This window comes from Nonomuraea montanisoli, assembly GCF_013363975.1.
Lineage (GTDB): Bacteria > Actinomycetota > Actinomycetes > Streptosporangiales > Streptosporangiaceae > Nonomuraea > Nonomuraea montanisoli.
The window spans coordinates 381,823-396,269 of the sequence record NZ_JABWGN010000007.1 but is presented as its reverse complement, the minus strand read 5'-3'; the positions used below and the strand labels follow the sequence as shown (position 1 = coordinate 396,269).

15 protein-coding genes are annotated in these 14,447 nt (G+C 69.7%); 9 read left to right on the top strand and 6 right to left on the bottom strand.

Translation table 11 applies throughout. The features are described 5' to 3' along the window. Positions 1–14 precede the first annotated feature (14 nt). Positions 15–1,004 carry an ArsR/SmtB family transcription factor gene (locus tag HTZ77_RS20195; protein ID WP_175591162.1) on the top strand — a complete coding sequence of 330 codons (990 nt, stop codon included), beginning with the start codon at positions 15–17 and terminating at the stop codon, positions 1,002–1,004. A 12-nt stretch (positions 1,005–1,016) separates the two neighbouring features. Here HTZ77_RS20195 and HTZ77_RS20190 read toward each other — a convergent pair whose 3' ends face one another. Further along, positions 1,017–1,403 carry a hypothetical protein gene (locus HTZ77_RS20190; protein ID WP_175591161.1) on the bottom strand — a complete coding sequence of 129 codons (387 nt, stop codon included), beginning with the start codon at positions 1,401–1,403 and terminating at the stop codon, positions 1,017–1,019. A 109-nt stretch (positions 1,404–1,512) separates the two neighbouring features. Between HTZ77_RS20190 and HTZ77_RS20185 the strand changes: the two genes are divergently transcribed. After that, positions 1,513–2,685: a methyltransferase gene (locus tag HTZ77_RS20185; RefSeq protein ID WP_175591160.1), complete on the top strand. Its 1,173-nt coding sequence runs from the start codon at positions 1,513–1,515 to the stop codon at positions 2,683–2,685. A 130-nt stretch (positions 2,686–2,815) separates the two neighbouring features. Here the strand turns inward: HTZ77_RS20185 and HTZ77_RS20180 are convergent, their stop codons facing one another. After that, positions 2,816–3,634 (bottom strand): SGNH/GDSL hydrolase family protein, encoded by an 819-nt coding sequence (locus tag HTZ77_RS20180; protein ID WP_175591159.1) that lies wholly within the window; start codon positions 3,632–3,634, stop codon positions 2,816–2,818. Positions 3,635–3,819: 185 nt separating this feature from the next. Here HTZ77_RS20180 and HTZ77_RS20175 point away from each other — a divergent pair, with 185 nt between their 5' ends. From HTZ77_RS20175 to HTZ77_RS20160, 4 genes are all read left to right on the top strand, one after another. Beyond that, positions 3,820–5,202, top strand: a complete 1,383-nt coding sequence (locus HTZ77_RS20175) for a cytochrome b (protein ID WP_175591158.1) — start codon at positions 3,820–3,822, stop codon at positions 5,200–5,202. A 2-nt stretch (positions 5,203–5,204) separates the two neighbouring features. Beyond that, entirely contained in the window at positions 5,205–6,302 is a 1,098-nt protein-coding gene (locus HTZ77_RS20170; protein WP_175591157.1) for an NAD(P)/FAD-dependent oxidoreductase, read from the top strand. A gap of 503 nt (positions 6,303–6,805) precedes the next feature. Continuing rightward, complete coding sequence (locus HTZ77_RS20165; RefSeq protein ID WP_175591156.1) at positions 6,806–7,426, top strand: PepSY domain-containing protein; 621 nt, start codon at positions 6,806–6,808, stop codon at positions 7,424–7,426. A 120-nt stretch (positions 7,427–7,546) separates the two neighbouring features. Next, positions 7,547–8,209, top strand: a complete 663-nt coding sequence (locus HTZ77_RS20160; RefSeq protein ID WP_175591155.1) for a hypothetical protein — start codon at positions 7,547–7,549, stop codon at positions 8,207–8,209. Between the two features lie 254 nt (positions 8,210–8,463). On the opposite strand, the gene HTZ77_RS20155 is transcribed toward HTZ77_RS20160, so the two are convergent. The 4 genes from HTZ77_RS20155 to HTZ77_RS20140 form a co-directional block, all read right to left on the bottom strand. Then, positions 8,464–8,880, bottom strand: coding sequence for a PIN domain-containing protein (locus HTZ77_RS20155; RefSeq protein ID WP_175591154.1), 417 nt, complete (start codon positions 8,878–8,880; stop codon positions 8,464–8,466). Then, on the bottom strand, positions 8,856–9,164 hold the full coding sequence (locus HTZ77_RS20150) for a hypothetical protein (RefSeq protein WP_175591153.1): 309 nt from the start codon (positions 9,162–9,164) through the stop codon (positions 8,856–8,858). The genes HTZ77_RS20155 and HTZ77_RS20150 overlap by 25 nt, the downstream gene beginning before the upstream one ends. 348 nt (positions 9,165–9,512) lie before the next feature. Further along, positions 9,513–9,746, bottom strand: coding sequence for a hypothetical protein (locus HTZ77_RS20145; protein WP_175591152.1), 234 nt, complete (start codon positions 9,744–9,746; stop codon positions 9,513–9,515). Between the two features lie 30 nt (positions 9,747–9,776). Beyond that, positions 9,777–10,535 (bottom strand): L,D-transpeptidase, encoded by a 759-nt coding sequence (locus tag HTZ77_RS20140; RefSeq protein WP_328808665.1) that lies wholly within the window; start codon positions 10,533–10,535, stop codon positions 9,777–9,779. 90 nt (positions 10,536–10,625) lie between these two features. Between HTZ77_RS20140 and HTZ77_RS20135 the strand changes: the two genes are divergently transcribed. The 3 genes from HTZ77_RS20135 to HTZ77_RS20125 all read left to right on the top strand — a co-directional run bounded on the left by HTZ77_RS20135 (position 10,626) and on the right by HTZ77_RS20125 (position 13,963). Beyond that, a complete protein-coding gene (locus HTZ77_RS20135; protein ID WP_175591150.1) occupies positions 10,626–11,312 on the top strand; it encodes a response regulator in 687 nt (228 codons plus the stop codon). Then, a complete protein-coding gene (locus tag HTZ77_RS20130) occupies positions 11,309–13,087 on the top strand; it encodes a sensor histidine kinase (protein ID WP_175591149.1) in 1,779 nt (592 codons plus the stop codon). The genes HTZ77_RS20135 and HTZ77_RS20130 overlap by 4 nt, the downstream gene beginning before the upstream one ends. A 327-nt stretch (positions 13,088–13,414) precedes the next feature. Beyond that, positions 13,415–13,963 carry a GNAT family N-acetyltransferase gene (locus HTZ77_RS20125; protein ID WP_175591148.1) on the top strand — a complete coding sequence of 183 codons (549 nt, stop codon included), beginning with the start codon at positions 13,415–13,417 and terminating at the stop codon, positions 13,961–13,963. The last annotated feature ends 484 nt before the right edge of the window (positions 13,964–14,447 follow it).

Genomic DNA, 14,447 nt, shown 5'->3' with positions numbered 1-14,447 from the left:
GCAGCGGAGGCGGCATGAAGACGCGGCTGGCCTTTTCGGTGAACGATCTGGCCGAGACCCGGTTCGCCGTCTCACCCATGTGGGAGGTCGTCACCAGCTTCCGGGCGCTGGCCGCCGCCGTGGTGCCGCGCCCGCACCGCGGCTGGGCCGACCAGGTACGTCCCCGGCTCGCGGCCGCGGGCCTCGATCGCGGCTGGCTGGCCGACATGATCCCGCCCGCCGGCCACCTCCCCGACTTCCTCAACCCGGCGCCGACGACCCGCTCCCCCGGCCTTGCCGACGAGCTGGCCGCCATCGCGGCCACCGATCCCCAGCAGGTACGGCTGGACCTCGACCACCTGGCCGCGGAGCGCGACGGCGTCCTGTCCCCCCGGCTGCGCGGCCTTCACCGGGCCCCGCACACCTGCCTGCCGCGGATCGTCGCGGAGATCGAGACCTACTGGGCGCTGGCGATAGCGCCCTACTGGGCGAGGATCCGCGCGGTCCTGGAGGCGGACCTCTTCCACCGGGGCCGCCAGGTCGCCGAGCAGGGCACGGCCCAGGCGCTGGACGAGCTGCACCACACGGTGCGCTGGGCCGGCGGCAGCCTCCACCTGGAGGAGCGGCACTGCGCCGTCACCAGGATCGAGACCGGAGCCGGACTGCTCCTGGTGCCGTCGGTCTTCGCCTGGCCACGGGTGCTGACCCGGTCCGTCGCGTCCGAACCGCCGCAGCTCGCCTATCCGGCGCGCGGGATCGGCACGTTGTGGGAGCGCCGGACCCATGCGCGACTGGACGCCCTCACCGCCGTGCTCGGCCGTTCCCGGGCGTTGATCCTGGCCGAACTCGACACGCCCGCCTCGACCACCGAACTCGCCCGCCGCTCGGGCCTTTCCGCGGCGGGCGTGTCCCAGCACCTCACCGCCCTGCGGGCCGCCGGCCTCACCAGCACCCATCGGGCCGGCCGCTCGGTGCTCTACGCGCGCACCGGTCTCGCCGACGCCCTGCTCACCGCACAGACGTGAGCGACGGCGAGGTCAGCGGTCGAACCAGCGGGCCGCCGAAGGCGTGAGCAGGGCGATGACGACCGCGAGCGGCAGGACGACGCCCAGGTTGATCAGTGTCCTCCAACCGAACTCGCCGTCGAGCACCGGCCCGGCGATGTTGCCGCCGACCGTGACCGCCTCGACGGCGACGGCGCACCAGCGCACCCACTTCCTGCGTGACGAGCAGCGGAATGCCAGCCCTCCCAGGGCGACCACGACGAGGAGGAGGAGCGGGAGCAACGCCACGAGAAGCATCGGGGCGCCGGCCGCCGCCATCATGGCGAAGAAGAAAAGACCGAAGCCCGACTGCAGGATCATGGCGCCCCTGGCGGTTCGCACCGCGCCCGGCATCGGCTCGGCCGGAATGACGTCCGTCACACGATCATCGTGCCTCACGGCGAAGCCTTGTGGAGCTCGGCGGCAGGAAAAGGCGCCGGCGATCCCGCGAATGGCACTGCGGGCGCGTGACTCGCTAGCCTGAGGCGCGATGAACCATCTGAGCACGTCGAGAGGCGAGTTCGCGCTCACCCGCTTCCCCGAGGACCCTCGTGATCCGCTGCGCGCGTGGGACGCCGCCGACGAGTACCTGCTGCGGCATCTCGAGGGGATCGACGGCGAACCGACCGACCTGTCGGGCACCGTGGTCGTGCTGGGCGACCGCTGGGGTGCGCTGGTCACCGCGCTCGCCGGCCATCGTCCCGTGCAGATCACCGACTCCTACCTCACCCAGCAGGCGACCCGGGCGAACCTGAGCCGCAACGGCGTCGCCGAGGACACGGTACGGCTGCGCACGACCATGGACGCGCCGCCGCCCCGGATCGACGTGCTGCTGATCCGGGTGCCGAAGGGGCTGTCGCTCCTGGAGGACCAGTTGCACCGTCTCGCGCCGCACGTGCACGCGGGCACCGTGGTCGTCGGCGCGGGAATGGTCACCGAGATCCACACCTCGACGCTCCAGCTCTTCGAACGCGTCCTCGGCCCGACCACGACCTCGCTGGCGGCGAAGAAGGCGCGGCTCATCTTCTGCTCACCCGACCCCGGGCTGCCCCGGGGCACCGATCCGTGGCCGCGCAGCTACGCGCTGCCCGCCGGCATCGGAGCGGTCTCCGGGCTCACCGTCACCAACCACGCGGGCACCTTCTGCGCCGACCGCCTCGACATCGGCACCCGGTTCTTCCTGCAGAACCTGCCGCCGCTCCGGGGCCGTGGCCACGTCGTGGACCTGGGCTGCGGCAACGGGGTGATCGGGCTCGCCGCGGCGCTGAGCGACAGCGAAGCCAAGGTGACGTTCATCGACGAGTCCTACCAGGCGCTGGCTTCGGCGGAGGCGACCTTCCGGGCGAACACGGACATGGGCGCGGCTCCGGGCGCGGGCGACCGGGCGACGTTCCTGGCGGGCGACGGCATGTCCGGCGTACCGGCGGGCACGGTGGACCTCATCCTGACCAACCCGCCGTTCCACACGCACCGCGCCAGGACCGACGCGACGGCCTGGCGCATGTTCAACGGGTCACGCGCGGCGCTGCGCCGCGGCGGCGAGCTCTGGGTGGTCGCCAACCGGCACCTCGGCTATCACGTGAAGCTGCGCCGCCTGTTCGGCAACTGCGAGGTCGCCGCGAGCGACCGCAAGTTCGTCGTCCTGCGGGCCGTCAAACGCTGACCGGCTCGGCGGCCCGCGCGGGCCGACCCCGGGAAGAGGTCGGGATCGCTGCTGCAGCTCACCGGCTCGGCGGACACCGCCGCGCCGGGGCGGGGATCGAGCGATCGCGCCGCGGTGGGGCAGAGGCGGGTCAGTCCGCCAGGGTGCGCAGGAACGCGCCCGCCACGGCGCGCTGGCCGGCGAGGGTCAGGTGCAGGCCGTCGTCGAGGTGCGGCGAGTCGTCCGCCCGGGCGGCGCTGGCGGCGCGGGTGTCGACCGTGGGCTCGGGCTGGGCGTTCAGGTGCTCGGCGATGTGGTCGATGTCGCCGTTGGCCCAGCTGAGGTGGGCCCGCTGGAAGTGCGGGTACGCGGCGACCCGGTCTTCGTCCACGGCGGACGGCGTGAGCCACACCCAGCGGGCCGCGACGCGCCGGGTGGCGAGGTCCCGCAGCGCGACGAGGTTGCGCCGGGTCTCGGACGGGCTGACGAGCGTGGTGCCGTCGCCGGGTCCGAGACGTTGGACGTCGTTGCCGCCCAGCATGCACAGCACCCAGTCCGGACGGTGATACGACAGGGCGGGCAACTGGGTCAGCGCCTGGGTGGTGCTGCATCCCGTGACGGCGAGGTTGGTCAACGTGACGGCGTCCGCGGGGCGGCGCAGCGCGAGCAGGTGACGCAGGATCTCGAACCAGGACAGGCGGTCGGCGGTGGTGCTCTCGCCGATCGCCACCACGCGCTGGCCCGGCCGGAACGGCAGCCGGTCCACCTGTCCGGCGACCGCCGGATCGGCGAGCATGTCCGCCGCGACCTCCCGTACCGCGGCTTCGCAGCCCTCGACCAGGTCGCGGTACGCGGAGTCGTCCAGCCCGAACAGGGCGGCGATGCGGGCGTCGTCGAGACCCCCGAGGTAGGTCAGCGTCTTTTCGGGCTGCTGGAAACGCACCAGCCGCTCGGCCACACCTGCGTTCATGGGTTCCCTCTCGACATTCGTTCACTGAAGTGAATCGTTCTCTGCTATGAATATATACGGAGGCATGCCGCAGCGTGCGCCGGGCCCCGCTTGCCGTGACGCGAATCACCGTCGCCGGGACCTCGTCGCTGTCACAAACTCCAGCACCCATGTGTCTTGTGAGTAGGCAACGTAAGGGGGCCCACATGCGCTCAGTACTGGCCAACCGCCGCTCGTTCCAGTTCTCCCACTGGTCGTTCATGTTCGCGGAGATCGCCGTCTGGTCGTTCGTCGTTCTGGTGGTGACCGGAGCGGTGCTGATGGTGTTCTACGACCCCGGCATGTCCCAGGTGACCTATGACGGCTCGTACGGCCCGCTGCGCGGACTCTTCGTCAGCAGGGCGTTCGACTCGACCATGCACCTGAGCCTGGAGGTGCGCGGCGGCCTGCTCATCCGCCAGGTCCACCACTGGGCGGCGCTCGTCTTCGTGGCGGCCGTCGTGCTGCAACTGCTCCGCGTGTTCCTCACCGGCGCGTTCCGCCGCCCGCGCACCGGACAGTGGCTGATCTGGGTGACGCTGCTGGCGCTCGGCATGGCCGCGGGCGAGACCGGCAACGCCCTGCCCGACGACATGCTGTCGGGTGGGAGCCTGTGGCTGATCGTGTCGGTGGTGCAGTCCATCCCCGTGGTGGGGACCTGGGTGATGTCGCTGCTGTTCGGCTCCGGTTTTCCCGGCGACAGGGTCATTCCGGTCATGTACGGCGGGCACCTGCTGCTCCCGGTCGTCATGGCCGCGCTGCTCATCGCCCGTGAACTGCTGATGCGGCGGCACGGCCACTCCCGGTTCGTCGCCTCGATGCCGGCGCGGCGGAGCGCTCGGCCGACGATGGCGCTCGCGACGATCGGCATGCTGATCATCCTCGGGTTCGGCTTCCAGATCGCCCCGATCTGGCTGTACGGCCCCGCCCAGCCGACGCAGATCTCGGCGGGCTCCGTTCCCGACTGGTACATGGGCTTCCTCGACGGCGCCCTGCGGATCATGCCCCCGTGGGAGCTCACCGTCGGCGACCACACACTCAGCCTCGCGGTCCTCGTCCCCACCCTCGTGATACCCGGGATCTTCTTCACCGCCCTGGCCGCCTACCCCACGGCCGAGCGCCTCCTCCTCGCGCGTCGCAGCCGCCGTGACGCGCTGGGCCGTCCCAAGACCACGAGCCGCATGGCCCGCGAGACACGCGCGCATGACGTGCTCGACCGGCCCCGCGAGACGCCGGTGAAGACGGCCGTCGCGGTCGCCGGCATCACGTTCTACGGCCTGCTGTGGGCAGCCGCGGCCAACGACCAGATCGCCCACCAGTTCCACCTGACCGTCAACGCTGTGACGATCTTCTTCAGGTTCGCCGTGGTCATCGGTCCCGTCGTCGCCTTCGTCATCACCCGGTGGATCTGTCTCGCACTGCAGCAGACGGATCGGGAGGTGGCCGAGCACGGCGTGGAGACGGGGGTCATCACACGGTCCCCGGACGGCGGATTCCACGAACGGCTGGTGCCAGCACGGCGGGAGCCGGCGATCGTCTCGGGGAGATGACCATGACTCCGGACAGGCCACAGGTCGTGATCGTCGGAGCCGGGGACGCCGGATACCAGGCGGCGCGGACCCTGTCGCGCAAGGTGGGCGACGGCGCGGAGATCGTGCTGGTCAATCCGACCGGCGTCGCGCAGCATCGCGAGCTGCTCCCGCAGGTGATGACGGGCGTCCTCAGCCCGGAGCGGGTGAGCGTGCCGCTGGCCGGGACGCTGCCCGGTGTGCGCGTGGTGCTCGGCACGGTCACCCACATCGACGCCCACGCCCGGCGCGTGCTCTACGACGGCGGCGTGCTGGACTACGACCGGCTGATCGTCGCGGTGGGAGGCGTGAGCGAGGTGGCCCAGATCTCCGCGCTCTCGTCGCACAGCGTCGGGTTCCACACCGTCGACCAGGCCCTCCACCTGCGCGATCACATCCACCGGCAGCTTTCCGCGGCCGCCGCGAGCACCGATCCCTTCGAACGCGCGACACGCTGCACGTTCGTCGTACTCGGCGCGGGTTACGCCGGCATAGCGGCGGCCTCGGCCGGGCAGTCGCTGTGCCAGTCGATCGCCTGCCGGGACCCGCGGTTGCGCGAGCAGCCGATCCGCTGGATCCTGGCCGATCCCGCCGAGTGGCTGCTGCCCGACATGCGGCACCGCCTGTCCCGGACCACGGCACGGACGCTGCGGTCGCGCGGCGTGGAGGTCCGGACGCGGACCTCGGTCGGCCAGGTCACCACCCGGGGGCTGCGGCTCACCGACGGCGAGTTCATCCCGACCCGCACGATCGTGTGGAGCTTCGGGGTCCGCCCCGATCCGCTCGTGACCAACCTCGGGCTGCCGGCCGAGCAGGGCAGGATCAGGGTGGACGAACACCTCGCCGTGCCCGGCCATCCGGAGATCTACGCCTGCGGTGACGCGTCCGCCGTCCCCGACCTCACCCGGACCGGCAAGCTCACCCCGATGAGCAGCCGGCATGCCGTGCGTCAGGGCATGCTGGCGGGCGGCAACGTCGCGGCCTCCCTGGGGTACGGGTCGCGAAGGCCGTACCAGCACCGGATCCGCGACTCCATCGCGGACCTGATCCCGACGTCGGAGCGGCCGCTGAGCATGGCCTGAGCCGCCGCGCCCCGTGACCTCGGATCGACGCCCAGGCGCGGTCCATACGCGGCTGGACCTGGGCGGGATCCACCCACACGTCGAGATGCCAGCACCCCGCTCGGGTTGACGGGAAGCTCACTGCCCGCCGCCGACGATCTGTCGCCGCCCACGCCCTGCTCGCACGGCTACATGTACGGCGGAGCGGTCTACGCGCTGGTCGACCGCCCCTACCCCGCCGACATGCAGGCGGCGGCCCGGTCCGGAAGGCTACGGCCGGTGGACCACACCCACCAGAACCCCTCCTACGCCCCCGGCACCGGAAACCCGGCGGCAGGACCACGGCCCAAGCCCTGCTGCCCGCCGTCCTCAACCAGATCGACGCCGGCCTCTCCCTCCCCACCGGCGTCGACCAGATCGTCCGCGAGCGCGTGAAGCACCACACCAACAGGAGGGCGACCGCGCAGGATCCCCTTGCCCGAGTCCCGGCGTGCCTTTATGAAGTCCCGGGCAGCGTCACCAGCATGAACGGCAGAAGACGGACAAAGACCACCATCGGCACCATTTTCGCCGGCTCGGCCCTGCTCGCGGCCGCGGCCTGCGGGAGCGCCCAGCCTCAGCTCAGTGCCGTCGAGCCGGCGCCCGCGGGAGAGGCCGCGGCCGGCCCCATGTCACTTCCAGGGCCACTGGGCAACCCCAGCGGCGACCCCGGTCAGGAATCCGGCGGTACGGCCAGTGAGAAGGCGAGCGCCGCGGCCATGAACGCCGTCAAGGGCTCCAAGGTCCTCTCGGTCCAGTCGGAGAACGGCGGCCAGATCTGGGAGGTCCAGCTGGCCGCACCCGACGGCACGGAGCGGCTGCTGGAAGTGGACGCGTCAGGAAAGGTCTCCGCAGTCCGGGTCAAAGACACTGGCAAGGGAGAAAAGGCCAGGGTCATGGGCATCATCAAGGACGCCGAGCTCACCTTCGAGGACGCGGTGAAGAAGGTGTCCTCCGCCGTGTCGCAAGGCAAGATCATCCATATGAGCCTGGACAGGTACAACGACAAGCTCCTCGTCTGGGAAGCCGATGTCCTCACCTCGGACGGCACCTGGCACGGGGTCAAGGTCGACGCCAAGACCGGCACCGTGACCAAGACCGGCTAGAAGAGCCGAGCTCGCGTCAACCCGCCGTGGACCTGCGTGCCATCGACCAGTGGCGGAGAATCCGCGAGCTCCGACTCATTCCCGGGACGCCAGGACGAGGGCGGTTCGACCTCGACCTGCTTGAGCCGATCTGGCGAGAGGACTGAAAACCAAGTCGTTCCCGCCGGCATCAAACCCTTTATGATCAGTGTGGCACTCTCCTTGCTCCTGGCACTGTCCCCGGCGACGGTGACCGAGATACCGAAGAACTTCCTGCTCACCGAACGCGACGCGCGCAGGCACCTGGCCCCCGAGGAGGCGGAGGAACAGGGCTACAAGATCAGCGACAGGCTCACCGAGCCATGGGAGCTGAACCCGTGCCGGCACCAGCGCGCCGTCGATCGCGGCCGGGCGGCAGCCCGCACGATCACGCACTGGACCAGCGCTCCCAGCGGCTCCTCCGAACAACTCGTCATCTACCAGAGCCCCCGCGCCGCCCGTGCCGCACTCACCCGCCTTGACGCCGAGGTCAAGCGATGCGCGCGCAAGGCCGACCCGTCAGCGCCCGAACTCAAGATCCAGTGGCGGACGAGCAAGGCCAAGGCGGGAGACGAGGCCATAGGCATGGGCTATCAGACCCGGCAGGACGGGAGCGTGAACCAGACGATCACCGGAATCGTCACGCGCAGGGGCAGCGCGCTGATGATCTACACGACCGACGAGGGATCCTACGACCCCGGCCGACTGACCAAGAACGCCCGGAAGATGGCCGCCAGGGTGTGCAAGATTCCCGGCGTCTGCTAGCTCGACCGTAGTGCCGGGAAAGGGGGGACTCTTCGCCACCTTCACCGCTCCAAGCTGCGTCGCGGTCCACGCCCACCGGCAACGGGCCGGCCAAACGCACTCGCCTGCCGCCCACGCCGAGGCTGCCCGGTCTGTGAACACAGTCGGCCGCAGGGGGACTACGGCACGACATCGGCGACGCCCAGGTCGGACAGCCGATATGCGTGGACTGGTACGACTACATCAAGACTGCTGGTGTCACTCCGAGAGTGCTCTCAGACTGCGACCACCTTCACGGCCTTCCCGCACAACTTGCTCAAGTCGTCCTCATCAGAGGTGAGCACGACGACCGGCCTCACCGAGCCCAGCGCAGTAGCCGCCACCACCGCGTCTATGGCGTACTTGTGACCGTGCAGGCCGACGCCACGGAGAAGCTCGATCGCCCGTGATGCGATGCCCTCGGTCACAGGCTCGATCTTCAGACGAGACAGGTACCACCTCAGGCGATCGCTCTTGACGCTAACGTCTTGCGCCTCGATCGGTGTCATCGCGCTGACCACAACCCGGAAGTCGTTGTCCTGCGCCTCCCGCACAAGCGCGGTCACCCGCAGGTCAGCCTCGCACCACTTCGCGAGCCCTTCGCAGTCGAGGACCACGGTTCCCGCACTCAGCCTGCTTCGTGCGCGCGCCATCCGTCCTCCTCCTGGAGTTCGGGCGCCGATTTGACCTGGCGGAACAGCTCCGCCGCTTCGTCGCGCATCGACTGCGGGATCGGCCTCGAAGCCTCGTTCGCCTGGAGCGCCTCCTCCAGGAGATCCCGCTCGATCTGGCGTTCCACAGCGGCGTCAACGTAGGCGGAGAACCCGCGGGCTCCGACTCGCTCTCGGACGGCGCGAATGTTGCCCGCTCTCAGAGAGACACTGACCTTCGCCGCTGGCCCGTCCCCCGGGGCGAACTCTCGCTCAGGCATGCTCATGAGACCAGTTTACTACCCGAAGTAGCAAAGAGATTGGCGTGGCGCTGGAAGGCCCCACCTGGGGGACCTGAGGGCTCGGCCCCGTCCCGCCGATCCCGCAGTACCCTCCCGGATTCTTGAAAGATACGGCTGGCGGTAGCACTCGATCTCGCGCAGCAGGAGCCACCTCCTCCGTGCCGGGCGACCTCCAAGAGGCGCATGGTCCAGCCGTTCGCCGCGTCGTATTACATCGCCCTGCTCCTGCCCGCGATGGCCTGGTCGCCGACGCGACCGCGGGCAGGAGGGGGCCTTCATGAGCCTCCGGGCGTCGAGATGCGTCACCGTAGGAACTACGGCGACGCACCACGATCAGCCGGTGTAGGCCGGCTTGACGACGGCGGGCTCCTTCGGGCTCGGCGTCGGCTGGGCCGTGGGCCGGTGGTCGGCCGGCGCCGCGGAGGGCACCGCGGCGGGCGCCGCGGAGGGCGCCGCGGCGGGCACCGGCTGCTTGGGATCGGCCGCGGCCGTACCCGAAAGGCCGGCGAGGCCCGCGGCCAGAGCCAGCGCCGCGCCGAAGCCGATGAGCGTGGCCTTGATCTTCATATGGATTCCCCTGTTCATTCGAGTCGGGCCTCAGCCCTTGACGACGACCGGAGTACCGATCGCCAGGTTCTTCGCCATCCAGGTGATGTCGTCGTTGCTGAGCCGGACGCAGCCGTGGCTGGCCCGCGTGCCGATGGCGGACGGCTTGTTCGTCCCGTGGATCGCCAGCTGCCCCGGGCCGCCGGCGAAGCTCTTGAGCACGGGCGAGAAGCCGCTCAGCCCGAAGGCGTAGGCGCCGTAGGCCCCACCGTCGCCGACCGGCTTCACCAGCTCGGTGAAGAAGTAGCGACCTGGAGGCGTCGGAGTCCCCGCTTCGCCCGTCGCGACCTTGCCCGTCCTGACGGCCCGGTCGCCGTCGTAGACCGTGAACCTGAACGCCCCGCGATCGATCTCCACCCGGTAGGAGGTCTCCGCGAGCGTCACGTCGATGGCCTTGATCCAGCCCTTGCTGCCGTTCGGCCGGATCGGCAGCAGAACCTGGAGCCACTCACCCTCGTCACGTTCCACCAGGAAGACCCGCGTCGCGCCGTAGCCGTTGGGGCTCGTGATCGCCCGCTGGGCCACCCCCTCCTTGTTCCGGTAGACCGTGATCCGAGACCCCTTGACGCTCGCGATCTTCGATCCGGCGCTGCTCGCCGGCTCCGACCGCGCGCCACTGCTCGCGGGCTCATGGCGTACGGCACTGCTCGAAGGCTCATGGCGTACGGCACTGCGCGCGCCGGCTGCGCAGCCGGCGAGCAGGATGACGAGTGTCGCCGCGGCGGCCGTACGAAGCAGGTTGGTTCTCACTCGCCGCAGCCTGGCGACAGAATGTGTGAAACCTGTTTGGTTGTCATGCGGATCCCATATGCACCCCTGGCATGCGCATAGCCTCAGGCCATGTGCGCGTACGTACTGGTCGCGGAGGACGATCCCAAGCAGGCCGAGCTGCTCCGGCGGTATCTGGAGCGGGAGGGCCATGATGTCCTCGTCGTGCACGACGGGCGTTCCGCGATCGACGAGGCGCGACGGGCGGAGCCCCGCCTTGTGCTGCTCGACGTGATGATGCCGAAGGTCGACGGGCTGGACGTCTGCCGGGTGCTGCGTGCCGAGTCCGATCTGCCGATCCTGATGCTGACCGCCAGGTCCACCGAGGATGACCTGCTGCTGGGGCTCGACCTCGGCGCTGACGACTACGTGACCAAGCCGTACAGCCCCCGCGAGCTGATGGCCCGCGTGCGAACGCTGCTGCGCCGAACCCGCAAGTCCCAGGACGCCGATCGGCTGCTGTTCCAGGCGGGCGACCTGGTCGTGGACCCGGTCAGGCACACCGTCACCGCGGCGGACACGCTGGTGGAGTGCACGCTCGCGGAGTTCCGGATCATCGAGACCCTGGCCGCCGAGCCGGAGCGGGTGTTCACCAGGAAGCAGTTGCTGGAGCGCATCCACGGCTTCGACAGGTTCATCACCGAACGCACGGTCGACGTGCACGTGATGAATCTGCGCAAGAAGATCGAGCCTGACCCGCGCCGCCCGGTCCGGCTGGTGACCGTGTACGGCGTCGGCTACAAGCTGACGCACGCATGAGGTCGCTGTTCGTCAGGTTGCTCACGAGTTCGGCTGTCGTGGCGGTCTGCTCGATCACCGCCACGGCGTGGCTGGCCGCCAGCAGCACCTCCGGCGCCATCCAGCGCGAGCAGGGTCAGACACTGGCCAGCGACGCCCAGATCAACAACAGCCTGCTCGGCTATGCCTCCCGCCATCCGGACTGGTCGGGCGTCACCGCCACCGTGCGCGATATGGCCGCCCGTAACGGCCGTCGCATCGCGCTGACCAGCGACAAGGGCACCCTCATCGCGGACTCGGCGACCGCCGGGACCCCACTGCCCGCCAGGGTTTCGGCCGTCGTCGACCCGCTGACCGTGGACGTGACCCTGGTGCCCGGGGCGGCCAGGGACCGTATCGATCCACGCGCAGTGGGTCCTTTCCTGCTGTCCGCCCCCGATCGCGCCCGGCTGGTCAAAGCCGCCAACGCCTACGCCGCCTGCGCCGGCCGTACCGGACAGGTCGTGAAGATGACCATCTCGAACACCGGCCGGCCCATGGTGACGACGACCGGCAAGGAACCCGACCCCCAGGAGCCGCGCCCGATGCCGAGCGCGGCTCCCACGGTGACGGACCCCTGCGACGCCACCACTTTCAGGACGCCGACGCGCACCGAGAAGGCCGCGTTGAAACAGCTCAACCTCCTGGTAGGCAGGTGCCTCAAGGGCAAGAGCGCGGAACGGGGCTCGGTCGGCCTCGATCTCGCCTGGGTCTCCAAGGAGAAGCAGCCTCAAGGCGCGGAACCCGATCAGACGATCTCGTCCTGCATCGTCACAGCCCGCAAGGAACAGCTCGATCCCTACGTCGCCCCCGCGGCCTACCTGTACATCGGCTCCCCCACCGAGGCCGGCGGCCAGCGCATCCCGCTCCCCTCGATCGCCGGCGCCGCCCTGCTCGTGCTCCTGCTGACCGTGGGGGTAAGCGTCATGGCGGCCCGGCGCCTGGTCAGGCCGGTCAACGCGCTCACCGACGCCGCGCGGCGGATGCGTGACGGGGACAGCTCCGCCCGCGTCATGGTCAGGACGACCGGCGAGATCAGCGAGCTCGCCACGGCGTTCAACGAGATGTCGGAACACCTCCAGCGCATGGAGGAGCAGCGCAAGGCCATGGTCAGCGACGTCTCCCACGAGTTGCGGACCCCGCTGAGCAACCTCAGGGGATGGCTGGAGGCAGCCCAGGACGGCGTCGCCGAGCTGGACCCGGCGCTGATCGCCTCGCTGGTCGAGGAGATCCTGCTGTTGCAGCACATCGTCGACGACCTTCAGGAGCTCGCCCTCGCCGACGCGGGCAAGCTCCGTCTGCACGTCGAACCCGTTCGCCTCGGCGACCTTCTCGACCAGGTGGCCACCGCTCACCGAGGCCGGGCCGAAGCCGCGGGACTCACGCTGACCACCGTGATCATCGATGACCCCTCGCTGACCGCGGATCCGGTACGGCTCCGCCAGGCCGTCGGCAACCTGGTCACCAACTCCCTGCGCTACACGCCACGCGGCGGGCACATCACGCTGGGCGCCCGCCAGGATGGCGACCAGGTCGTCATCGAGGTGACCGACACAGGGGTCGGGATCCGCGCCGAATACCTCCCCCACGTCTTCGACAGGTTCTGGCGCGCCGAGAAGTCCCGCAACCGGCGGACCGGGGGCAGCGGGCTCGGGCTCGCCATCGTGCGCAACCTGGCCGAGGCACACGGCGGCACAGCCACGGTCACCAGCGTGCCAGGCGTCCGCACGACGTTCGCCCTGCGCCTTCCGTCGTAGCGAGCCGCAGTATCCGTTGGGAACTTTGAACAGATACTGCTGGTCCACACCTGTGAGCAGTACGTTCGTCTGACGGCAATCACTGGCTGACCGCCCGCTTTTCAGGCGGACCGATCATCCTGCTCGACTGAGCGGACGGTGCTGTCATCTCTGCCAGGGATACCCGGCGCCAAGGCCCGACGAAAGAGGGCCGCGGCAGCGATCGCCCCAGCCCGTCCGGTGAGCACCGAAGTCAGCGATCGTCACGACTCCAGCCACTGTGACATACGGGGGCAGGCGGGCGAAAACCAGGTGTCGGCGGCGGAACAGATCGTTTAGCCTCCGGGGATGAAGCTTCGTGAAGAGCGGCCGGACGATGCGGGCGCCGTGCGTCACGTCCATCGGCGAGCGTTCGGCGACCATGGCGAAGTCGTGGCCGACCTGGTCGACACCCTGCGCCACGGCATCAGCTCCTGCGGAGGGTTCGCGCTCGTGGCCGAGGCTGCCGGGCAAGTCGTCGGGCACGTCATGTTCACTCACAGCCTGCTCGACGCCCCGCGACGGCTGATCGACGTGCAGGTGCTCAGCCCGCTGGGCGTGCTGCCCGAGCACCAGCGTCAGGGCATCGGCTCGGCCCTGGTCCGCGCGGGGCTCGCGACTCTCGCCGAAGGTGAGTGTCCCGTCGTCTTCCTGGAAGGTGACCCCGGCTACTACTCCCGCTTCGGATTCACTCCAGGGGCCGAGCTAGGCTTCCGCAAGCCGTCTCTGCGCATCCCTGACGCCGCCTTCCAGGTGATCAGGCTTCCGGCGTACGAGCCGTGGATGACGGGGACGCTGGTCTACTCCGAGCCGTTCTGGCGTCACGACGCCGTCGGGCTCCGCGACGTCAACGCCTGACGACGCCAGCAAGGCGGTGTCAGCCTGACCTCGGGTCCCTATTTACCCGTCCGGCAAGGGACGCAGAAGTTCAACCCCGACCTGCTTGAGCCGATCTGGCGAGAGGGCTGAACCCAAGACGTCCAGGACGTCCCGGAAGGCTGTCTCCCTTACCCAGGGGCGACAGCTTTGTTACTTTGTCCTCGAACCATCAGTGACAGCCGGACTTCTACGGACGCCCCCGGGACGTACCGGATGTCTGCGCTCGTGTCGCCTCCGGAACTCCGACCTGCGAAAACACGTTCTCCGAGTGGTACAACGTACTCGCACCAAGAGCCATCGTCCCTCTACAGCACGACCGCAGCGAACATCTCGGCGAATCACCTCAAGGCGCATAGACGATTCCGGGCAAGAGAGAGCTCTTCTGGGCCGAACTCGCCCGCCAACGGATCGCCATAGCCCGCCACATCACACGCGAGCGAGACGAGCAGATCGCCTGTCCCTC

Excerpts from the sequence above, each read along its gene's own strand:
- HTZ77_RS20195 (WP_175591162.1), top strand. The coding sequence starts at position 15 with ATGAAGACGCGGCTGGCCTTTTCGGTGAACGATCTGGCCGAGACCCGG.
- HTZ77_RS20185 (WP_175591160.1), top strand. The coding sequence starts at position 1,513 with ATGAACCATCTGAGCACGTCGAGAGGCGAGTTCGCGCTCACCCGCTTC.
- HTZ77_RS20180 (WP_175591159.1), bottom strand. The coding sequence starts at position 3,634 with ATGAACGCAGGTGTGGCCGAGCGGCTGGTGCGTTTCCAGCAGCCCGAA.
- HTZ77_RS20175 (WP_175591158.1), top strand. The coding sequence starts at position 3,820 with ATGCGCTCAGTACTGGCCAACCGCCGCTCGTTCCAGTTCTCCCACTGG.
- HTZ77_RS20170 (WP_175591157.1), top strand. The coding sequence starts at position 5,205 with ATGACTCCGGACAGGCCACAGGTCGTGATCGTCGGAGCCGGGGACGCC.
- HTZ77_RS20165 (WP_175591156.1), top strand. The coding sequence starts at position 6,806 with ATGAACGGCAGAAGACGGACAAAGACCACCATCGGCACCATTTTCGCC.
- HTZ77_RS20155 (WP_175591154.1), bottom strand. The coding sequence starts at position 8,880 with ATGGCGCGCGCACGAAGCAGGCTGAGTGCGGGAACCGTGGTCCTCGAC.
- HTZ77_RS20150 (WP_175591153.1), bottom strand. The coding sequence starts at position 9,164 with ATGAGCATGCCTGAGCGAGAGTTCGCCCCGGGGGACGGGCCAGCGGCG.
- HTZ77_RS20145 (WP_175591152.1), bottom strand. The coding sequence starts at position 9,746 with ATGAAGATCAAGGCCACGCTCATCGGCTTCGGCGCGGCGCTGGCTCTG.
- HTZ77_RS20135 (WP_175591150.1), top strand. The coding sequence starts at position 10,626 with ATGTGCGCGTACGTACTGGTCGCGGAGGACGATCCCAAGCAGGCCGAG.
- HTZ77_RS20130 (WP_175591149.1), top strand. The coding sequence starts at position 11,309 with ATGAGGTCGCTGTTCGTCAGGTTGCTCACGAGTTCGGCTGTCGTGGCG.
- HTZ77_RS20125 (WP_175591148.1), top strand. The coding sequence starts at position 13,415 with ATGAAGCTTCGTGAAGAGCGGCCGGACGATGCGGGCGCCGTGCGTCAC.